General features: G+C 69.9%; 16 protein-coding genes. 6 read left to right on the plus strand and 10 right to left on the minus strand.

Annotated elements, in window-relative coordinates; all coding sequences use genetic code 11:
• The first annotated feature begins 1 nt into the window (after position 1).
• The gene (locus OG984_RS24070) at positions 2–1,060 is read left to right on the plus strand and encodes a CAP domain-containing protein (protein WP_328528701.1); all 1,059 of its coding nucleotides are present in this window, start codon (positions 2–4) and stop codon (positions 1,058–1,060) included.
• 4 nt (positions 1,061–1,064) lie between these two features.
• Here the strand turns inward: OG984_RS24070 and OG984_RS24075 are convergent, their stop codons facing one another.
• From OG984_RS24075 to OG984_RS24085, 3 genes are read right to left on the minus strand one after another with little or no spacing between them, the layout of a single operon-like run.
• On the minus strand, positions 1,065–2,567 hold the full coding sequence (locus OG984_RS24075; protein ID WP_328528702.1) for a DHA2 family efflux MFS transporter permease subunit: 1,503 nt from the start codon (positions 2,565–2,567) through the stop codon (positions 1,065–1,067).
• Between the two features lie 56 nt (positions 2,568–2,623).
• Complete coding sequence (locus OG984_RS24080; RefSeq protein ID WP_328528703.1) at positions 2,624–3,430, minus strand: ABC transporter permease; 807 nt, start codon at positions 3,428–3,430, stop codon at positions 2,624–2,626.
• Positions 3,427–4,437 (minus strand): ATP-binding cassette domain-containing protein, encoded by a 1,011-nt coding sequence (locus OG984_RS24085; RefSeq protein WP_328528704.1) that lies wholly within the window; start codon positions 4,435–4,437, stop codon positions 3,427–3,429. The genes OG984_RS24080 and OG984_RS24085 overlap by 4 nt, the downstream gene beginning before the upstream one ends.
• 216 nt (positions 4,438–4,653) lie before the next feature.
• Between OG984_RS24085 and OG984_RS24090 the strand changes: the two genes are divergently transcribed.
• Positions 4,654–5,610 carry a helix-turn-helix transcriptional regulator gene (locus tag OG984_RS24090; RefSeq protein WP_328528705.1) on the plus strand — a complete coding sequence of 319 codons (957 nt, stop codon included), beginning with the start codon at positions 4,654–4,656 and terminating at the stop codon, positions 5,608–5,610.
• Here the strand turns inward: OG984_RS24090 and OG984_RS24095 are convergent.
• The 3 genes from OG984_RS24095 to OG984_RS24105 are packed head-to-tail and all read right to left on the minus strand — an operon-like array spanning position 5,590 to position 7,679.
• Entirely contained in the window at positions 5,590–6,141 is a 552-nt protein-coding gene (locus OG984_RS24095; RefSeq protein ID WP_328528706.1) for a GNAT family N-acetyltransferase, read from the minus strand. The two genes, OG984_RS24090 and OG984_RS24095, sit on opposite strands and share 21 nt — an antisense overlap.
• A 34-nt stretch (positions 6,142–6,175) precedes the next feature.
• Complete coding sequence (locus OG984_RS24100; protein ID WP_328528707.1) at positions 6,176–6,940, minus strand: serine hydrolase; 765 nt, start codon at positions 6,938–6,940, stop codon at positions 6,176–6,178.
• Between the two features lie 10 nt (positions 6,941–6,950).
• Positions 6,951–7,679 carry a hypothetical protein gene (locus OG984_RS24105; RefSeq protein WP_328528708.1) on the minus strand — a complete coding sequence of 243 codons (729 nt, stop codon included), beginning with the start codon at positions 7,677–7,679 and terminating at the stop codon, positions 6,951–6,953.
• 62 nt (positions 7,680–7,741) lie between these two features.
• Here OG984_RS24105 and OG984_RS24110 point away from each other — a divergent pair, with 62 nt between their 5' ends.
• Both OG984_RS24110 and OG984_RS24115 read left to right on the plus strand, forming a co-directional pair.
• Positions 7,742–8,098: a sterol carrier family protein gene (locus OG984_RS24110; RefSeq protein ID WP_328528709.1), complete on the plus strand. Its 357-nt coding sequence runs from the start codon at positions 7,742–7,744 to the stop codon at positions 8,096–8,098.
• 9 nt (positions 8,099–8,107) lie between these two features.
• A complete protein-coding gene (locus OG984_RS24115) occupies positions 8,108–9,472 on the plus strand; it encodes a dipeptidase (protein WP_328528710.1) in 1,365 nt (454 codons plus the stop codon).
• Here OG984_RS24115 and OG984_RS24120 read toward each other — a convergent pair.
• From OG984_RS24120 to OG984_RS24130, 3 genes are all read right to left on the minus strand, one after another.
• A complete protein-coding gene (locus tag OG984_RS24120; RefSeq protein WP_328528711.1) occupies positions 9,469–11,274 on the minus strand; it encodes a sensor histidine kinase in 1,806 nt (601 codons plus the stop codon). The two genes, OG984_RS24115 and OG984_RS24120, sit on opposite strands and share 4 nt — an antisense overlap.
• 140 nt (positions 11,275–11,414) lie before the next feature.
• Positions 11,415–13,259, minus strand: a complete 1,845-nt coding sequence (locus tag OG984_RS24125) for a sensor histidine kinase (protein ID WP_328528712.1) — start codon at positions 13,257–13,259, stop codon at positions 11,415–11,417.
• Between the two features lie 47 nt (positions 13,260–13,306).
• Positions 13,307–15,196, minus strand: coding sequence for a sensor histidine kinase (locus OG984_RS24130; protein WP_328528713.1), 1,890 nt, complete (start codon positions 15,194–15,196; stop codon positions 13,307–13,309).
• A 179-nt stretch (positions 15,197–15,375) separates the two neighbouring features.
• Here OG984_RS24130 and purF point away from each other — a divergent pair, with 179 nt between their 5' ends.
• Positions 15,376–16,893, plus strand: coding sequence for an amidophosphoribosyltransferase (purF, locus tag OG984_RS24135; protein WP_328528714.1), 1,518 nt, complete (start codon positions 15,376–15,378; stop codon positions 16,891–16,893).
• Positions 16,894–16,907: 14 nt separating this feature from the next.
• Positions 16,908–17,975: a phosphoribosylformylglycinamidine cyclo-ligase gene (purM, locus tag OG984_RS24140; RefSeq protein ID WP_328528715.1), complete on the plus strand. Its 1,068-nt coding sequence runs from the start codon at positions 16,908–16,910 to the stop codon at positions 17,973–17,975.
• A 111-nt stretch (positions 17,976–18,086) separates the two neighbouring features.
• Here the strand turns inward: purM and OG984_RS24145 are convergent, their stop codons facing one another.
• Positions 18,087–20,204 carry a PhoX family protein gene (locus OG984_RS24145; protein ID WP_328528716.1) on the minus strand — a complete coding sequence of 706 codons (2,118 nt, stop codon included), beginning with the start codon at positions 20,202–20,204 and terminating at the stop codon, positions 18,087–18,089.
• Positions 20,205–20,351: the final 147 nt, after the last annotated feature.

A 20,351-nucleotide genomic window follows, 5' to 3' on the forward strand; every position in this document is an offset into this window, starting at 1 on the left:
CGTGTCCTCTGTCCTCGTCCTGCTGCTGGCGGCCGCCGCGCTGCTTCTCGGCGCTGGTCCGGCGTCCGCGGGGGAGGGTGGCACGATCAAGCGGCTGGCCAACGCCGCGCGGGCCGACGCCGGTCTGGACCCGCTCACGCGCGACTCCGCGCTCGACGGCCTCGCGCGCAGATGGGCCTACAAGATCGCCGCCGACGGCGAGCTCTCGCACAACCCCGACCTCGCCGAGCAGGTCCCGGAGGGGTGGCAGGGCATCGGGGAGAACGTCGCCATGGGCTACCCGACCGGCGCCGAGATGCACCGGGGCTGGATGAACTCCGACGGCCACCGCGCCAACATCCTGGGCGACTACACCCACATCGGGATCGCGTTCGTGGAGGTCGACGGCACCACCTGGGGTGTCCAGGTCTTCGCGAAGTACCCGCCGGGCGTGCGGCCGACCGCGAAGCCGGAGGCCACCGCCGCACCGGCGCCGACCGCCCCTGCGTCGACCAAGGACCCGACTCCTCGTCAGGCCCCGAAGCCGAAGAAGTCGGCGACCGCCTCGCCGACCCCGTCGCGTACGCCTTCTGCCTCCGCATCACCGTCGAAGGTGCCCTCGGCCTCACCGTCCGAGTCGGAATCCGCCTCGGCCCTGCCTCAGGGCGACTCGGAGACAGCCGGTCCGGTGACGTTCACCGACGCCTCGGACGGTCCGACCCCGGCCTCGAGCGGGCTGTTCGGGATCGGGTACGTCGAGATCGCCGTCGCGGTGCTCGGCCTCTCCGCGCTGGGGCTGCTCATCGCTTTCCTGCTCGCGTGGCGCCGGCGCCGAGACCGGCACCGGCGCGACCTCGAGGCCACCCGCCCGGTCCGGCCGGCCGGACCTCACCCCGGCGGCCCGCTCCACCGGGGCCCGGTCCAGCCGGCTCGCCCCCACTCCGGTCATCCCGGCTCCGGCTACCCCGGCTACCCCGGCTACCCCGGCTACCCCGGCCGCCCTGTGCCGGGCCCTCCTGTCCCAGGCCCTCCCGTCCCGGGCCACCCCAACCCGTATCCGGGCGGCCACCGCCGGTGGTAGGCGCCTACTCGGCGACCGCCGCGGCCACCGGCTGAATGCTGTCGGCCGGAGCCGGCCGAGCAGAGGGCGTACGCCGGAAGACGATGAACGCGATGATCACCGATGCCGCCATCATCGTGACCGGCAGCCAGAAGGCGACCTGAAGAGCCTCGGCAGCCAACGGGGCGACGGCCGCGCGCTCGGCGGGTGACACCGTGCTGAGTGCGCCGACGCCGTCGCCGCCCAGTCCGGGCAGGCGCGCGGAGAGCGCCGCGGCCAGGAGCACCGAGACGCCGGCGGTGCACAGGGCGGTGGCGACCTGGTTCATCACGTTGATCATCGTGGACCCGGCCGGGATGGCGCTGTCCTCGAGGTAGCGGGTGGCGATGGTCATCGTCGGCAGCAACACGAACCCGGCGCCCGCGGTCGCGATCGCGTGGGTGATGGCCAGGAGCGGCATCGGTGCGTCGGCGCTCAGCTGGAGCGCGAGGGCGCCGAAGCCCAGGGTGGAGACCACGATGCCGGAGCCGATCACCGGCAGCGGCGGGAAGCGGTCGATGAGCCGGCCGGAGATCTGGATCATGATCCCGGCCGCGATCCCGGCGGGAGCCATCAGCAGCCCCGCGGTGGTGGCGGACTCGCCACGTACGACCTGCCAGTAGAGAGGTACCAGGATCATCGAGCCGAAGTAACCGCCGGCGAAGCAGACCAGCAGCGCGGCGCTGCCGCCGGTCAGGCGACGGCCGAGGAGCCGGATGTCCAGGAGCGGGGCCGCGGCGCGGAGCGCATGCCGGACGAAGAGCGCCACCAGGACGATCCCGGCCCCGATCGGCACCAGCACCTGGGCGTCGAGGAGCGTGCCCTCGGCGAACGAGGTGCCCAGGACGAGGAGCGCCATCGCGGGAGGGAGCAGGAGCAGGCCGCGTACGTCCAGGCGGGCGCTCGGCCCGCGGTCCAGGCGAGGGAGGTTGCGCAGCCCGAGGATGAGGCCGAGCACGCCGAGCGGCAGGTTGATCAGGAACATCCACCGCCACGACATGGTGTCGAGCAGCCAGCCGCCGAGCACCGGCCCGAAGACCGGGCCGACCAGCACGGGCAGGCCCATCAGGGCCATCAGCCGGCCGCGCTCCTCCGGTGGTGCCGAGCGCAGGGTCAGGGTCATCGCGGCCGGCATCACGAAGCCGCCGCCGAGCCCCTGCAGCACCCGGAACGCGATCAGCGACTCGACGTTCCAGGAGGCCGCGACCAGGCCGGAGCCGACGGTGAAGACGCCGATCGCGGTCAGGAAGACCTGGCGGGCGCCGAACCGGCTGATCGCCCACGCGGCGGCCGGGATGACCGTCGCGAGGGCGAGCGTGTAGCCCGTGGCGACCCATTGGATCACGGGTAGCGAAGCGCCCGTCTCCTGGGAGAGACGGGCGATCGCCACCGCGACGATCGTGATGTCGATCGGGATCATCACCGTGCCGGCGATGACGGTGAGCACGATCGTTGTCGGGCTCGGGGCGGTGCGGGATCCGGGTGTCATGCGTCCAGTCTGGAAGCTAAAGTGAACTTGAGGTCAAGGGGTTTCGGCTCGACCGTTCAGCTCGACCGCTCCATGGTCCGTACGCCGACCAGGACTCCCACGACCGCGACGGCCGCGCCCGCGACGAAGCCGCTGGCGACGACATCGACGGGGAACTCACCGGCGAAGAGCGCCCGCTCCGCCTCCACGACGTACGTCATCGGGTTGATGTCGCTGAGGAACTTCAGCCAGCCGGGTGCGCCGTCGAGCGGGAGGAGGACGCCGGAGAGGAGCAGCAGCGGGAAGATCAGCATCTGCTGCACCGTCCAGAAGATCCAGTCCTGCTCCTTGGCGGCGGTGGCCAGGGCGAAGCTGAACGCGCCCAGCCCGATCGCGAAGAGCGAGACGATGACGGCGCCGACCAGGACCCCGCCGAGGTGGAGGTCGAAGCTGAACGGGGTGACCACGGCGAGGATGACCGCCGCCTGGAACAGCACCGGTACGACCTCCTTCAGGGCCCGTCCGACCAGCAGGGACGGCCGGGAGAGGGGTGAGACCAGGAGCCGCTCGTGGGAGCCGGAGCGGATCTCCGCGGTCAGGTCGGCGCCGGTCATCGATGCGCCCATGAGTGCGGTCATCACGACGATGCCCGGCACGAACCACTGCAACGCGCTGCCGTTCTCGACGGCGGGCAGAAGCGGTGCGAAGAGGCCCAGGAAGACCAGCGGCTGCACCATCGCGAAGAGCATGGAGGCGGGCTGGCGCAGCTTGGGCGTGAGCTCGCGGAGCAGGACGGTCCAGGTGTCGGTGAGGAACCCGGTCGGCCTGCTCAGCGGCTCGGTCGTCCGACGGACCTGGGTGGCGGGAATGGTGAGGGTGGTCATGCTGCTGCTCCTTCGGTCTGGGTGGTGGAGTCGGCCGACTCGCGCAGGCTGCGGCCGGTGAGGTCGAGGAAGACGTCGTCGAGGGTGGGGCTGTGGACCTCCATCCGGATCGCCGGCGTGCCGTGAGCGGCCAGGTCGATCGCCATCGCCGGGGCGTTGTCGGCACCGCGCGGGGTGCGGATCGAGACCTGCGTTCCGGTGCGCTCGACGAGCGTCGGGCCGGTCAGCAACGACTCGGCGCGGGCCGCGCCGGCGGTGGCGTCGGCCTCGCTGCCGAAGCCGAGGAGAACCAGATCGCCGAGCCGCTCCTTGAGCCGGGTGGCCGTGTCGTCGGCGATCACCACGCCGTGGTCGACGACGATGACCCGGCCGGCGAGCGCGTCCGCCTCCTCCAGGTAGTGGGTGGTGAGGACGATCGTGGTGCCGTCCTCGTGGAGCCGGCGGATCTGCTCCTGCAGGTTGGCGCGGTTCTGCGGGTCGAGCCCGGTCGACGGCTCGTCGAGGAACAGCACCTCGGGGTGGTTGAGCAGCCCGATCGCGATGTCGAGACGCCGCCGCTGGCCACCGCTGAGCGTCTGGACCGGGCGGTCGGCGTACTCCTGGAGGTCGAAGGCGGAGAGCAGCTCGTCGATGCGCGCCTTCGCGGCGGTCCGCGGGATGCCGTGGGCGCGGGCCTGGGACATCAGCTCGTCGCGACCGCGCTGGACGAAGGCCGCGGCGTTGCCCTGGCCGACGTAGCCGATCGAGCGCCGGACCGCCGCGCGCGAGCGTACGACGTCGTGTCCGGCGACCTCGGCGGTGCCGGAGGTGGGCGGGATGAGAGTGGTCAGCATCCGCAGGGTGGTCGACTTGCCGGCTCCGTTCGGGCCGAGGAAGGCGACGAGCTCGCCTTGGTGGATCTCGAGGTCGAGCCCGCGTACGGCCTCGACGGTCTTCTTTCCGCGGGTGAAGTGCCTGGTCAGAGCCTCGGTGCGGATCACCGGCCGCTGGTTGGTGTGGTTCGTCATGACTCCAGCATCTGAGGTCATCCGGCCAGTTTCTGTCCGCTTTTGAAAATTCTTTGCGAGATCCGGTTTAGAAGTCCGGTGAGTGGGTAAGAGGGAGGTAGCGCGACGACGGTCGGCTCGAGGAGGGGGCGAGCCGACCGTCGCGCGATCTCGGGCCGGCTCGTTCCTTGGGAATCAGGTCATGAGCTGGCCGCAATGGCGTCTATCGTCGAGATCATGAGCACGAGCGCCCGGATGCTGCAGCTGTTGTCGCTGCTGCAGACCCACCGTTTCTGGCCCGGCACGGAGCTGTCCGTACGCCTCGAGGTCAGCGAGCGTACGCTGCGTCGCGACATCGAGCGGCTGCGCGATCTCGGCTACGACGTCGATGCCACCCGTGGGGTGGCCGGCGGCTACCAGCTCCGGGCCGGCAACGCGCTGCCGCCGTTGCTGCTCGACGACGAGGAGGCGGTCGCGATCGCGGTCGGGCTGCGCACCGCGGCGGCCGGCCTGGTCGCCGGGATGGGCGACACCTCCGCCCAGGCGCTGGGTAAGGTCGTCGCACTGATGCCGCCCCGCCTGCGCCGGCGGATGGACGCGGTCACCTCGCAGACCGACTCGCTCCCCTGGGGAGGCCGGGTGCCGCTGGACGCCGGTGTGCTCGGTGTCCTGGCGCAGGCCTGCCGTGACGACGAGGCGCTCTCCTTCACCTACCGGGCGCCCGAGTCGGAGCCGACCCAGCGCCGCGTCGAGCCGCACCGGCTGGTCACCATCGGCAACCGCTGGTACCTCCTCGCCTACGACCGCGTCCGCCATGACTGGCGTTCGTTCCGCGTCGACCGGATCAGCGACCCGACGACCACCGGTCAGACGTTCCGTCCACGGGAGATCCCCGGCGGCGATGCGGCGACCTACGTGCAGGCGGGGATCCGGTCCCGCCCCGCGGCCCATGACATCTGCATCCACTTCCGGGTCGAGCCCGACCTGGTCTCGCGGCGGGTGGGACGCTGGGGCCAGGTCGAGGCCGCCGAGGGCGGCTGCCGGCTGCGGATGCAGGCCGACGACCTGGGCTGGCCGATGATGATCCTCGCCGGGGTCGAGGCCGAGTTCACGGTCGAGCAGCCGGCCGAGCTGGCCGAGCTGGTCAAGCAGGCGGGGGAGCGGTTCGTCCGTTCAGCTGCCGGAGCGCGCTAGCCACTCCTCGCGCAGCAGCCCGTAGACCACCAGGTCCCGACGCTCGCCCGGGTAGGCCTGCGCGCCGCGCATGGTGCCCTCGTGGGTGAACCCCAGTCGCTCGGCGACCGCACGGCTGCGCTTGTTGTGGACCGAGGTGTCGATGATCGCCCGGGCGATGTCGTACTCGTCGAAGAGCGTGTCGAGCAGCGCCGAGACGGCGCGGGTGACGAGGCCACGGCCTTCGTAGGCCTCGCCCAGCCAGTAGCCGATCGTGGCCGACTTCTCGTAGAGGTTGATCCGCGCGGTCGTGGCACCGGCCACCTGACCGTCCTGGCGGATCACGCACGGGATCGCCTCGCCCTTGACCCACTGGGTGAGCAGATAGGTGCCGAAGCTTGAGATGCTGATCATGGACTGATCGGCATGTGCCCACGGCTCCCACTCGCGCAGGTGGTCCAGGTTGGCGTTGATGAGCTGGTGGACGGCGAAGTCGGTCGATCGGTCGCGCAGGACCATCTCCGCGCCGTTCCCGAGGTCGATGCTGAACAACTGTGCTCCTACTGGCCGGTCCGAAGTCTGGATCCTAGCCGTCCTGCAACGCATCCAGGAGCAGCGTTCCGTAGGCACGCATCTGCCCCAGCACCGGGACGACATCGCCCTCGAAACGGCAGATGACCGCGTACGCCGCCTGCCGCTCACCCACGTCGAGCAGCCCGACCTCGGCGCGGACGCCGTCGTCGCTGCCGGTCTTGCTCCACACCTGGAGGCCGTCTGCCAGATCGGAACGGAGAGGTTCGGTGTGGGCCAGTGGGTCCAGGCCGAAGGCCGAGGAGACCATCGACAGGTCGACGGATGGTGCCAGCCAGGACAGGACGGTGGGGTGCGGCGTACGGAAGTAGGAGACCCAGTCGGCGGCGCAGCCGATGGAGAGCATCGGCGGATGATCCGGCGTCCGTACGTCCCGGACCCAGTCGTTCAGCATCGACCCGCCCGGGGCGAGCCGCGAGGCGACGGCCTGTACCCGGGCGAGACCGACATGGTCGAGGAGCACGTTGGTGGCCAGGTTGTCCGAGACCGCTCCGACCAGCCGGGCGCAGTCGCTCAGTGTCAGCGCGGGAGCGTCGAGGTGCTGCCACAGCCCGCTGTCGGCCACGGGAACCGTGCCGTCCTTCCGCAGCATCAGCTGCCCGAGGGACGGGTCCTCGTCGAGCAGCTCGGCGAGATGATGCAGCAGGAAGATCTTGCCCACGCTGGCGGTCGGCAGCAGCCGGTCCGGCTCGGACTCGACGAGGGTCTTGCCGGAGCCGGTGTCGACCGCGAGGATCGACCAGTCCATCCGTGAACTCATGAACCTGAGACTAAACAGAAGTCGACGACTGGTCCTCGCGCAGCTCGCCCACGACCTGGATCTTCTGCCAGATCTTGCGGGAGAGGTCGACGGTCAGGCCCTCGACCGTGCTCACCGTGTCCAGGACGACGTTGTCCTGGGAGTCCTCGGCACACAGTGCGGCCGTCTTGCCGACGAGGCTGAGCAGCTCGGAGCAGTACTCGAGGTAGTGGATCAGCTGGTCGGCGTCGAGGGTGAGCTTGACGCTGGCCGAGGTCTCCTTGAACCCCGTACGCAGCCGCTCGGGGTCCTTGGTGAGCTGGTGCATGTCGATGATGTGGGCCAGCGAGCGCAGCCGGTGCAGCAGCCTCAGCGCGCGCGACCGCAGCAGCCGCTCCGGGATCGTGTAGAGGAAGAAGATCGCGACCGCGGCGAAGATGAGGTCGTTGACAGTGCTCTCCATCAGCGGCAGCCACTGGACGCCGGTGAGCGTCTCGTCGCCGAACGCCGTCGCGAGGGCCCAGATGATGGCGACCAACGTCAGCGCGAGGACGGCGACGATCAGCGTACGAGAGACCGCGCGGGTCCACACCAGCCGCTGCCGGAGCCGGTCGCCCACTCCGGCGGACTCCCGGATCAGGCCCGCCAGCTCCTCGGCGACCTTCACCAGGCCACGGTCGGGGAAGCGCGCCGCGATCCGCCCGTGCAGGGTCTCGACGGTCGTCAACACCATCGCCGACTCGAGTCTCTCCAGTCCCACCTCACGGAGCGTAGTGGTCGCGCGCCGCCACCGCGGCCAACTGGCGTAGATAGGCTGTCCAGGTGCCAGCCCGACTCAAGCCCGCGGCAGCTGCCGACGTGGCCGACGCTCTCGGTCGCGTACGCGCCGGGGAGTCCGCCAAGGCCGATCTACGGCTCCTCACCAAGCACTTCCTCGCCGTGCTCGAGCAGCGTGCACCGGGCAGGAGCGTCGAGGTGCGGGTCCCGCCGTACGCCGCGGTGCAGTGCGTCGAAGGCGTCCGGCACACCCGGGGCACCCCGCCGGCGGTGATCGAGACCGATGCGCTCACCTGGATCGCCCTCGCCACCGGGGTGATGACCTGGTCCGATGCCGTCGACCAGGCCCACGTGAGGGCGTCGGGAGAACGCACCGACCTGTCTCCTTATCTGCCCTTGTAATCTCACCCTATGACCCTCTCCACCGAAGACATCAAGACCCGTGTAGACGAGCTCTTCCCCGGGATCCGCAAGGACCTCGAGGACCTGGTGCGGATCGAGTCCGTGAGCGCCGATCCGGAGCGCCTGAGCGAGGTCGAGAAGAGCGCGGAGAAGACGCGTGACCTCTTCGCGGCCGAGGGCTTCGAGGTGGAGATCGTGCGCGCCTTCGACGGCGCCCCGCCGGCGATCGTCGGTGAGAAGAAGGGTCCCGAGGGCGCCCCGACGGTGCTGCTCTACGCCCACCACGACGTCCAGCCCGAGAACGACCACGCCGACTGGGACACCCCGCCGTTCGAGCCGACCGAGGTGGGCGACCGCCTCTACGGGCGCGGAGCGGCCGACGACAAGGCGGGCATCGCTGCCCACATCGGCGCCATCCGCGCCCTCGCCAGCCTCGACGAGAACGGTGAGCTCCCGGTCACCGTTCGGCTGTTCATCGAGGGCGAGGAGGAGGTCGCCTCCGCGACCCTGCCCGAGCTGCTCGGCAAGTACCAGGACAAGCTGAAGGCCGACGTCATCGTCATCGCCGACTCCGGCAACTGGGACATCGGCGTCCCTGCGCTGACCACGTCGCTGCGCGGCCTCATCCGCGTCGACGTCGAGCTCCGCACCCTGGGCCACGCGGTCCACTCCGGCATGTGGGGCGGTCTGGCCCCCGACGCGATCATGGCTCTCGTACGCCTCCTCAACACCCTCTGGGACGAGGACGGCGCTCCCGCGGTCGAGGGGCTCGTCTCCGGTCCGGCGGCCGACGTCGACTACCCCGAGGAGCGGCTCCGTGCCGAGTCCGGGGCCATCGCCGGCCTGCAGTGGGTCGGCAAGGGCAGCGCGGTCGAGCGGATGTGGACGCAGCCGGCGATCACCATCACCGGACTGGACGCCCCCAAGGTGGACGGCGCCTCGAACACGCTGTCCCCGAGCGCGCGCGCCAAGGTCACCATCCGGATCGCGCCCGGCGACTCCGGCGAGAACGCCGTCGCCGCGCTCACCAAGCACCTGGAGAAGCACGTCCCGTGGGGCGCCGAGCTGACCACCAAGGTCGTCGACACCGGTGAGCCGATCGCCCTGGACGCGACCGGCCCGGCCTACGACGCGGCCCGCTCCGCCTTCACCGAGGCCTGGGACGGCACCGCGCCGATCGACATGGGTGTGGGCGGCTCGATCCCGTTCATCGCGGAGTTCCTCGAGGCGTTCCCGCAGGCCAGCGTGCTGGTCACGGGCGTCGAGGACCCCGACACCCGAGCCCACGGTGCCAACGAGGGCCTTCACCTCGCCGAGTTCCGCCGGGTCGTCGTCGCCGAGGCGCTGCTGCTCCAGAAGCTGGGCGCGTCCTAGGACACACCAGGCAGCGTCAGCGCCACCCGGGTGCCCTCTCCGGGGCGGGAGTCGAGCTCGACCAACCCGTGGTGGCGGCTGGTGATCTGATCGACCAACGTCAGCCCGAGCCCAGCTCCGCGCGAACCACCGAGCGCGGAGTTGGAGCCTCGGTAGAACGGTTTGTAGACCTCGGACTGCTCCTCGTAGGCGATGCCGACACCGGCGTCGGCGACGATGATCGTGACCTCGCTGCCGGCGCTGTAGAGCATCACCTGCACCCGCGATCCGCGGTAGCTGTAGGTCAGCGCGTTCTTCACCAGGTGGAGGAAGGCGGCCCGCAGCTCGCGAGGGTCACCGACGACGTACGCAGGACCGGTCGGGGTCGTCAGGACACACTCGATGTCCTTCTGGGCGGCGTCGGGATCGAGCTCGTCGAGGACGTCGTCGAGCATCTCGGAGACCTCGATGGTGGTCTCGCCGGGAGCGTTGGCTGGGTCGCGGATCCGGGAGAGCAGCAGCAGGTCGCTGACGATGCCCTCGATCTGGGCGCTGCGTACGGTGAGCGTCTCCACCTGCACGATCCACGGCAGGGTGTTGGGCTGCTCGGCGCTCAGCGCGTTCAGCGACGTGCCGAGCGCGTTCACCGGGATCCGGAGCTCGCGGGCGACAGCCTCGATCAGCTGGTTGCGCTCGCGGTCGGCGTCGGCGAGGTGCTGGGCGAGGTCGCGCTCCTGGGTGTAGGCGTTGGCGGTGAGCACGATGCGGCCGAAGTCGCGGCCCAGCTCCATCGCCAGCCTGCCCTCGGCGTCGGTCCAGGTGGGTCGGCCGGGGGAGCGGAGCAGGACGATGTGGCCGAGCCACTCGTGGTCGGCGCCGACCGGAACCACCAGAGCGCTCGCTGCCCCGAGGGTCTCGAAGAACCTGTCGACGACAGCGGCCTGCTCGTTCCACTCCGCGGAGTCGGTGATCCGGTCGCGGCACAGGATCGAGTAGGTGCCCTCGGCCCAGTAGCGGGACGTGTTCCTCGAGGTGAGCGCGGCCAGGCCGGGGTCGGGTTCCCAGTCGAGGCCCGGGGTCGCGTGCACGACCATCGCTCGGCGGGGGCCCTTCGTCGCCATCCAGATCCCGTCGGCGCCGAGGCCTCGGATGAGCGCGTCATGGCTGGCGTCGATCACGTCGGCGAGGCTGAGCTTGGAGCTGGCGTCGCGCAGGAACTCCTTGGCGGTCTCCAGGTTCGCGGCGCGCTCGTAGAGACGCTCGCGCTCGAGGTAGCCGAGCACGACCCGCTGGGCACGCTTCGCGAACCGGTTGAGCACTCGACGCTGGGTGAAGTCGGGTCGCCGGCCGCTGACCGGCATGTCGACGGAGAGACAGCCCTGGATGGAGCCGTCGTCACCGAGGATCGGTGCGATCAGCATGTCGTGGGGGTGCCAGGCGTCGGCGGCGTCGATCATGTTGGTGGTGGAGACCCAGCTGCCCTCGTGAAGGTTCACCCGCTCCTGGGGGACGAAGCGCCAAGCGCCCCAGTTCTCGCCGCGGGAGAGGTTGTCTCGAAGGTCGGAGAGAGCCCACCGGGTGCCGAGGATCTCCTCGGCCGTCTCGCGCCGGCCATGGGCGTTCAGGCCGCTGATGAAGCCGTGGACGGCGACCACCTCGAGCTCGTCGCCACGGACCACGTTGATCGCGGCGATGCCGAAGCCGAGCAGCTCGCAGATGCCCTCGGCGATCATCTGGAGAGCAGGATCGACCACCGACAGCGACGTCCTGCTCGGCGTGCTCGGCGGCACGTCGAGGGCATCGACTGACTGTGGTGGGGGCATCCTTGCTCTCAGGTAGGTCGGTCAGGGCGGGTGTTGCAACGGCGTGGCAGTCCTGAGGACCTGGGCACCACGGAGTGTTGCACGAAACACCCGCTCTGTGCAGGCGTAGACGGTCGTCTCGACCCAATTGTGACGTTCGGTTAACCAAACGAGGTCGCGTCGTTGGCCAGCGGAAGGACCAGCGAGACGCGGGTGCCGGTGCCGGGCTCCGAGCGCAGCGTGACGCGGCCGTCGTGGCGGCGGGCGACCCGGTCGACGATGCTGAGCCCGAGCCCGACGCCCTTCCGGCCGCCGATCGCCTGGCTGGTCCCGCGGTAGAACTCGGTGAAGACCTGCAGCTGCTCGGCCGCGGGGATGCCGACGCCGTTGTCGGTCACCGAGATCGCCGCCTCGCTCGCGCTCTCCACGATGTAGAGGCGCACGTGGCCGCCGCGGTGGGTGTAGACCAGGGCGTTGTCGACCAGGCGCAGGATCGCCGCCTTGATCTCGCTGCGGTCGCACAGGACCTGGACGGGGTGGGAGGGCACGTCGATGCTCACCTCGATGCCACGCTTCTCCGACTCGTACGTCCTCTGCTCGAAGATCTCGCGCAGGAGAGGTGCCAGGTCGACGTAGGTCAGGGTGGGCCGCGACGAGGGGTCGGAGAAGCGGGAGAACAGGAGCAGGTCGTCGACCATCGAGACCAGCTGGTCGGACCGGCTGATCAGGTTGCCGACCTGCTGGAACCAGGTGGTCGAGCCGCGGTCCTCGTGGCGCATGGCGTCGATGCCGGTGGTGAGCGCGGTGAGCGGGTTGTGCAGCTCCTGGGCGACGGACTCGATGAGCCGGCTGTGGACCTTGTCGGCGGTGGCGAGGCGCTGGGCGAGGTCTCGCTCCTGGGTGTAGGCGTTGGAGGTCAGCACGATGCGACCGAAGTCGCGGCCGAACTCCATCGCGAGGCGCCCCTCGGCGTCGGTCCAGCGCGGCCTGCCCGAGCCGCGCACCAGCACGAGGTGACCCAGCGCCGTCGTCTCCACCCCGATCGGAACGACCAGGAGCGAGTCGGCCCCGACCGTGTCGAGGAACTCGATGCCGATCCTCGCGAACATCTTCCGCTCGGCATCGCCGTGGTGCAGAGCGTGGAGGAGCAGGTCGCGGTTCACGATGGCGTGCTGGCCCTCGTTCCACAGCCGGGTTGCCTGGTAGGCCTGCCCAGCGGCGATGTTGTTGGTGTCGCCGGCGTTCCAGCCGAGCCCGGGTGAGGAGTAGACGACGGATCCGCCCTCCCCGTCCTGGGCCTGCACGTAGAGACCGTCGGCGTCGAGGCCTCGGCTCATCGCCTCCTGGGTCGCCTCGAGCACCCCGGTGAGACCGAGCTGGGAGTTGGCCTCGCGCAGGAAGCTCTGGGCCTCGATCAGATTGTTGGCCCGCTCCTCGAGGTATTCGCGCTCCAACGACAGCAGCACCGCCCGCCGGGCCTGGCGGGCGAACCGGTTGAGGATCCGCTGCTGCCGCCGGCCGGGCCGGCGGCCGTTGGTGGGGCGATCGATCGACAGTACGCCGACGAGCTCGCCGTTCTCGTCGTAGAAGGGTGCCAGGAGCTCGTCGAGCCGGTGCCAGTCCTGCGGGTCCTTGAGGATGTCTTCGTCGGTGTCGGGGACCCAGTAGCCCTCCGCCTCACCGATGGTGTTCTTCTCGTGCGGGACGAACTTGATGTCGCCCCAGTCCTCGGACATGTCCAGCAGGTCGGTGACGACCGAGACCGGGAACCGGGTGCCGAGCATCTCGGCGACGGTCATCTCGCCCTCGACCGTGTGGCCGGTCTCGTCACCGTAGGCGGCGACTATCTCGAACTCGTCACCTCGCCGGATGTTGATGACCGCGGCGCCGAAGCCGACCAGCTCGGTGACGCCCTCCGCGATCAGCTGCAGACCGGGATCCGGGGTCGGGTACGCCTCGGAGGCGCCGTCTGGCGCGTCCGGACCCTCTGAGGGCGTACTGGTCATGAGTTCTCCGCCGAGATGAAAATGCAACCCGTTCCCGGGGCGTAAGGTTAAACAACGGGCAGCGTCACACGGAATGTGCTTCCCACGCCAGGGGTGGAGTCGACCGATATCAGTCCGCCACGACGGCTGACGATCCGCGACACGATGGTCAGACCGAGCCCGGTGCCCGGCTGTTTGAGCGCTGTGGGGTTGGTCGAACGGAAGAACTCGGTGAAGAGGCGGTCCTGATCCTCCGGTGAGATCCCGAGACCGTGGTCGGTCACCCGGAGCTCGAACCAGCCCGGGCTGGTGCGCGTGCTCACGATGACCTGACCGCCCTCGGGGCTGTACTTGATCGCGTTGGTCACCAGGTTGATCACGACCCGGTCCAGGTCGCCAGGAGCCAGGGTCACGTAGACGTCGTCGGAGGGCATCTCGAAGACGAGCTCGTGGGCGTCGCTGGTGGGCATCTCGGCGCTGAGCTGGTCGTGGATCTCCTCGAGCACGCGCGCGACCTGGATCGGCACCGTGGTCGGCAGGTGGTCCGGGTCGGAGACCTTCGACAGCATCGCGAGGTCGGCCACGATCTTCTCGGTGCGGTCGCGGTTGCGGGTGAGCGCGGTCAGGACCTCGGCGTACTCCTCCTCGGACTCCGCGTAGGGCAGCGACTCGATGTTCCACCGGAACGCGGACAGCGGGTTCTTCAGCTCGTGGGCGACCGTCGCGATCAGCCGGCTCTTGTGGGCCTCGAGCTCGCGCAGGGAGTCGACCGCCGCCTTCTGACGCAGGTAGGCCCGGGAGTTGTGGACCACACGACCGAAGTCGCGCCCGAGGTCGGCGGCCGTGATCAGCTCGAGCTCGCTCCAGTGCGGCTTGTCGGGACCGCGGCCGAGGAGCATCGCGCCGTACCACGTCTGGCCGGAGCCGATCGGGACCCCGACGATCGAGCCGACCTTGTAGTAGCGGATCCACTCGGTGATCCGCTGCTGCGCCTCCGGGTCGGGGTGGGGCAGTCGCTCGGCGCCGTCAGGGGTCTGGACGGTGATGCTGCGCTGGTCCCACAGGTATTGCCCGTAGTCGACCATGAACGGGCTGGTGAGGTCACCGATCGGGAGCTTGAAGTCCTCCCGGTAGACCTTGGTGCGGATGCCCCGGCCACCTGGCTTGGACATGTGGAGCCAGAAGTCGGTCAGGTCGAGGACGTCGACCAGCCCGGTGCTCAGCGAGTTGAGGATCTCGTCGGGGTCCAGCTCGCGCCCGGCGCGGCGGATCACGTCGCGGGCGGCCTCCGCGAGGCGTACCTGCTCGGAGAGCTCCTCGCGCTCCAGGGCGAGCAGGATCGCGCGCTGCGCCTGCACCGCGTGGCGACCGAGCACGGCGCGCTTCTCCCGGTTGGGGCGCAGCCCGTCGGTGGGTACGTCGACGATCAGGGTCCCGCGGAGCTTGCCGGCGTCGTCACGCAGCGGCGCGACCAGCAGGTCGAGCGGGTTCCAGGCGCCGGCAGCGTTGCTCGGCTTCATCGTCGGGATCCAGCCGTACACATCAGCGGTCGGGTCCAGCCGCTCCGCCGGGACGAACTTGAAGATGCCCCAGTCGTCGGCACGGGCGAGCTCGGCCTCCAGCCGCTCGATCGGGGTGACGGTGCCCAGCAGGTCGGCGCGGGCGGACTCCTGGCCGGAGACCACCACCATGTGGAGGTGGCCGTCGGCCCGGGCGACGCTGATCGTGGCCATCTCGAAGCCCGCCAGGGCGGTCAGGCTGTCGGCGATCAGCTGGAGGTCGGAGAGGTCCTCGCCAGGGGTGAGCAGCCCCCCGAGCTCGGCGAGATCGGTGGTGATCGTCGTCATCGTCGTGGTGAGGTCGCTCCTGGCGCGTTTCCCGCCCAACGGTGGTGGGGCGAATCCCGGTGGCACCGTCAGTCGGTGACCACCGGCGGGCGGGGGCGCAGAAGAAGTCATCGGGGCGATTATCCGGGAAGAGCGTCCCGGGCGGTAGGGCAGACGTGGAGAGTTCTTTGCAATCATGATCCCGAGACGTTCATGTGACCACTCTTACAGGACGGTCAAGGGTTCGTTGATCGCCAGAGTGCGGCCTTACACTCGATGCCGTGGTCAACCTCACCAGCTCAGGTAGGCACGTGTCCCGACGCAAGGGTGGCGACGGCCGGCTCACCGCCGCCCTCGACCCCCACGACCAGGGTCCTCAGGACCACTGCGGCGTCTTCGGTGTGTGGGCGCCGGGCGAGGACGTCGCGAAGCTGACGTACTTCGGCCTGTACGCGCTGCAGCACCGTGGCCAGGAGTCGGCGGGCATCGCGGTCAGCAACGGACGCCAGATCCTCGTCTACAAGGACATGGGCCTGGTCTCGCAGGTCTTCGACGAGCCGACCCTCGAGTCGCTCAAGGGCCACGTCGCCATCGGCCACGCCCGCTACTCCACCACCGGTGCCTCGGTGTGGGAGAACGCGCAGCCGATCTTCAAGCCCACGCCGGACGGCTCCGTCGCGCTGGGCCACAACGGCAACCTGATCAACGTCTCCGAGATGCGGACCGCCGTCGAGGCGCTGCCCGAGCACTCCGAGGGCCGCCACGCCCCGGTGTCGACCAACGACACCTCGCTGCTGACCGAGCTGCTCGCCTACCACCCCGACTCCTCGCTGGAGGCGCGCGCGCTGGAGGTGCTGCCGACGATCCGGGGCGCCTTCTCGCTGGTGTGGATGAACGAGGACACCCTGTTCGCCGCGCGTGATCCGCAGGGGATCCGTCCGCTGGTGCTGGGCCGTCTCGACCGCGGCTGGGTGATCGCCTCCGAGGACGCCGCGCTGGCCACCGTCGGCGCGAGCGTCGTCCGCGAGGTCGAGCCCGGCGAGATGATCATCATCGACGAGTCCGGTCTGCGCTCGGTGCGGTTCGCCGAGGCCGACCGCAAGGGCTGCGTCTTCGAGTACGTCTACCTGGCTCGCCCCGACGCGAACATCGCCGGCCGCAACGTCCACGAGTCCCGCGTCGAGATGGGCCGCGAGCTGGCCCGGGAGTTCCCGGTCGACGCCGACCTGGTCATCCCGGTGCCCGAGTCCGGCATCCCGGCCGCGACCGGCTACGCCCTGGAGAGCGGCCTGCCGTTCGGGCAGGCGTTCGTGAAGAACGGCTATGTGGGGCGCACCTTCATCCAGCCCTCGCAGACCCTGCGCCAGCTCGGTATCCGGCTCAAGCTCAACGTGCTCGAGCACATGGTGCGCGGCAAGAAGGTCGTCGTGGTCGACGACTCGATCGTGCGCGGCAACACCCAGCGTGCCCAGGTGCGGATGCTGCGCGAGGCCGGCGCCCTGGAGGTCCACGTCCGGATCTCGTCGCCGCCGGTCAAGTGGCCGTGCTTCTACGGCATCGACTTCGCCACCCGCGCCGAGCTGATCGCCAACGGCCTCTCCGTCGAGGAGATCGCCGCCTCCGTGGGTGCCGACTCGCTGGGCTACATCTCGCTCGACGGGATGATCTCGGCGACCCGCCAGGAGCGCTCGACGCTGTGCACCGCCTGCTTCACCGGTGAATACCCCGTGGAGCTGCCCGACCAGAGCATGCTCGGCAAGCACCTCCTCGAGGTCTCGTTGCAGTCCCCGACCGAGGGCAAGGCCCTTCCGGTCCTGAACAACCCGTGATCGGAGATCCATCAGTGAGCCAGACCGAGCCGACCAACGCGTACGCCGCAGCAGGTGTCGACATCCACGCCGGTGACCGCGCCGTGGATCTGATGAAGGTCTGGATCGAGAAGTCCCGGCGCCCCGAGGTGCTCGGTGGGGTCGGTGGCTTCGCCGGCCTCTTCGACGCCTCGGCCCTGAAGGGCTACGAGCGTCCGCTGCTGGCCACCTCCACCGACGGTGTCGGCACCAAGGTCGCGATCGCGCAGGCGCTGGACAAGCACGACACGATCGGCTTCGACCTGGTCGGCATGGTCGTCGACGACCTGGTCGTCTGCGGCGCCGAGCCGCTGTTCATGACCGACTACATCGCCACCGGCAAGGTCATCCCCGAGCGGGTCGCCGCGATCGTCAAGGGCATCGCGGAGGCCTGTGTCGAGGCCGGCTGCGCGCTGGTCGGCGGCGAGACAGCCGAGCACCCGGGCCTGCTGGCGGCCGACGAGTACGACGTGGCCGGCGCGGCCACGGGTGTCGTCGAGGCCGACAACCTGCTCGGCGCCAACCTGGTGAAGCCGGGCGACGTCGTCCTCGCCATGGAGGCCTCCGGCCTCCACTCCAACGGCTTCTCCCTCGTGCGCCACGTGCTGCTCAACTCCGGCGCCTACACGCTCGACGCGCAGGTCTCCGAGTTCGGCCGTACGCTCGGTGAGGAGCTCCTCACCCCGACCCGCGTCTACGCCAAGGCCTGCCTCGAGCTGGCCCGCGGCACCAGGACCCACGCCATGTCCCACGTCACCGGCGGCGGCCTTGCGGCCAACCTGGAGCGGGTCATGCCCGCCGAGCTCTCCGCGCGCATCGACCGCACCACCTGGACCCCGGCGCCGGTCTTCGACCTCGTCCGCCGCACCGGCGACGTGGCCCTGGAGGACCTGGAGATGACCCTCAACTGCGGCGTCGGCATGGTCGCGCTGATCGATCCCGAGGACGTCGACGAGGCCGTCCGCATCCTCGCTGGCTACGACATCCGCGCCTGGGCCGCCGGTGAGGTCACCGCGACCCCCGGCGGCACGGTCGAGCTCACCGGGGCGTACGCGGGCTGGTGAGCTCACTGGATACCCGGTCGACCGGGGAATCCTGGACTTGACGGGCACTGAAACACCCTTCAGCCCCAGGAATACCCGGTCAACCGGGTATTCCTGGGGCTGGTGTGACGATCAGGCCTTGCGCACCTGCACCACGGACGGCCGCGGACCGGCGAACTCGCCCTCACCGGCAGCGCCCTCGACGTAGTCGGGGAACAGGGAGTTCTGCGCGTCCCAGGTGCCCTCCTCGCCCGGGTGCTGGACGGCGACGAAGACCGAGCCGTCGCGGTCGTGGATGACCGGGCCGCAGGTCTCGGCGTCGCGGGGCACCGAGAGGAACTGCTGGACGTGGCCGCGCTCGCGACCCTCGAGCGGGACCTTGAACAGCCCGTCGTTCTTCTGGATCGAGCTCGGCTGGCCATCGGTCGAGATCCACAGGTTGCCCTCGGAGTCGAAGGCCAGGTTGTCCGGGCAGGAGACCGGGGAGACCTTGTCCTTCGGGTAGCCCGCGAAGTAGGTGGACGCGTTGGTCGCCGGGTCACCGGCGACGATCATGAGGTTCCACCGGAAGACGCGCGAGGTGTGGTCGCCGTCGTCCTCGGTGATCTCGATGACGTGGCCGTCGCGGTTGGTGTTGCGCGGGTTGGCCTCGTCCACACCGGCCTTGCCGGTGGTGCCGCGCTGGGAGTTGTTGGTGCAGGCGACGTACACCTTGCCGGTCTTCGGCGAGGGCTCGACGTCCTCGCAGCGGTCCATCTTGGTGGCGCCGGCCTTGTCCGCGGCCAGGCGGGTGTAGACGAGCACCTCCTCGACGCTCATCCCGGAGACCTTGCTGCGGCCGTTGACCACGAGCGGGATCCACTGGCCGTAGCCGTCGAACTTCCCGTCGCTCGGCAGCGTGCCGGTGCCGTCGATCTCGGCGGCGGGGGAGTCGCCGTGGAAGCGGGCGACGTAGAGGCTGCCCTCGGTCAGCAGCTCGAGGTTCTTCGCCCGGTTGCGGGGGCTGTAAGTCCCCTTGGAGACGAACTTGTAGAGGTAGTCGAACCGCTCGTCGTCGCCGGTGTAGGCCACGACCTTGCCGTTCTTGGCGATGACGACGTTCGCGCCCTCGTGCTTGAGACGGCCGAGCATGGTGTGCTTGCGCGGGGTCGAGGTCGGGTCGGTCGGGTCGATCTCGACGATGTAGCCGAACCGGTTCGGCTCGTTGGCGTAGTCGGCCGAGCGCGCGTCGAAGCGCGGCTCGATGGCCTCCCAGCCGTACGTCGACGCCTTGTCGGCCAGGCCGTAGCGCTTCTCCTGCGCCGAGGTGCCGGTGGCGCGGAAGTAGCCGTTGAAGTTCTCCTCGCCCGACAGGATCGTGCCCCACGGCGTGGTGCCGCCGGCGCAGTTGCCGATCGTGCCGAGCGCCACGGTGCCGGTCGGGTCGGCGGCGGTCTTGAGCAGGTCGCTGCCGGCCGCGGGGCCGGTGATCTCGAACGGCGTCGAGGCGGTGATGCGGCGGTTCTTCGGAGCCGAGGGGACGTACGTCCACTTCTCACCCGGCGCGGAGCGCTCGAGCTCGACGATCCCGAAGCCGTGGGCGGCCATCGCGATCTTCAGCTGCTCGGTGGCGTCGAGCCCCGGCGGGAACATGATGCTGGCGTTGACGTACTCGTGGTTGCAGCACAACAGGGCCTTGGTGCCGGCCTTGTTGGTCACGATGACGTCGGTGTAGTCGTTGTTGTAGCCCCAGGCGAGCGCCTGCTTCTCGGCGGTCTGGTTGTCGACGTCGAAGGGGACGCCGCCGGGCAGGATCGGGTCGCCCCAGCGGATGATCGGCTCCCAGGTGTAGCCCTGCGGCACCACGAAGGTGTCCTCGGTGGCCGCGACCGGGGTGATCGGCTTGAACGGGAGGTTCGTACGCCCGCCGTGACCCCGGCCCGCGAGAGCTGCCTCGAGGGGGCTGGCAGCGGCGGCCAGGCCGCTGCTGCCGACGGCGAGGGCGACGGCGCCCGCGCCGGCGAGGCCGAGCGCGTGACGGCGGCTGAGGGCCTTGCCGGCGATGTCACGGAAGTAGCCGTTGTCGGAGGTGTTCGGCGCCGGCTTGGCACAAGCGCTGTCGCACTTGAGGGCGCAGGTCACGGCGCTGCGCTTGCCGCGCGTGTGGCCGGCCATGGGAAGCAGAGCGCGGGGGGCGGATGAGCCACGGTGCGCGTCGCTGCACGAGGGGCAGGCGGCGGTGTCGGTCTGGATGTCGCTCAGTTCGGTCACTGCATTTCCGTTCAAGACGCGTTTTGTCAGGTCTCCCAAGAATCGGAAGGGAGGCTATGCCCGGCGGGACAACCGCCCGACCCCTCAATCTGTCGCCGAGGTGAACGCGCGATGACGAGTCACCAGGCGTGGAATCGTGTGACCTCG

Source organism: Nocardioides sp. NBC_00368 (assembly GCF_036090055.1).
In the GTDB taxonomy this organism is placed as follows: Bacteria; Actinomycetota; Actinomycetes; order Propionibacteriales; family Nocardioidaceae; genus Nocardioides.

Excerpts from the sequence above, each read along its gene's own strand:
- OG984_RS24090 (WP_328528705.1), top strand. The coding sequence starts at position 4,654 with ATGAGCACGAGCGCCCGGATGCTGCAGCTGTTGTCGCTGCTGCAGACC.
- OG984_RS24115 (WP_328528710.1), top strand. The coding sequence starts at position 8,108 with ATGACCCTCTCCACCGAAGACATCAAGACCCGTGTAGACGAGCTCTTC.
- OG984_RS24100 (WP_328528707.1), bottom strand. The coding sequence starts at position 6,940 with ATGAGTTCACGGATGGACTGGTCGATCCTCGCGGTCGACACCGGCTCC.
- OG984_RS24120 (WP_328528711.1), bottom strand. The coding sequence starts at position 11,274 with ATGCCCCCACCACAGTCAGTCGATGCCCTCGACGTGCCGCCGAGCACG.
- OG984_RS24080 (WP_328528703.1), bottom strand. The coding sequence starts at position 3,430 with ATGACCACCCTCACCATTCCCGCCACCCAGGTCCGTCGGACGACCGAG.
- OG984_RS24125 (WP_328528712.1), bottom strand. The coding sequence starts at position 13,259 with ATGACCAGTACGCCCTCAGAGGGTCCGGACGCGCCAGACGGCGCCTCC.
- OG984_RS24130 (WP_328528713.1), bottom strand. The coding sequence starts at position 15,196 with ATGACTTCTTCTGCGCCCCCGCCCGCCGGTGGTCACCGACTGACGGTG.
- OG984_RS24075 (WP_328528702.1), bottom strand. The coding sequence starts at position 2,567 with ATGACACCCGGATCCCGCACCGCCCCGAGCCCGACAACGATCGTGCTC.
- OG984_RS24085 (WP_328528704.1), bottom strand. The coding sequence starts at position 4,437 with ATGACGAACCACACCAACCAGCGGCCGGTGATCCGCACCGAGGCTCTG.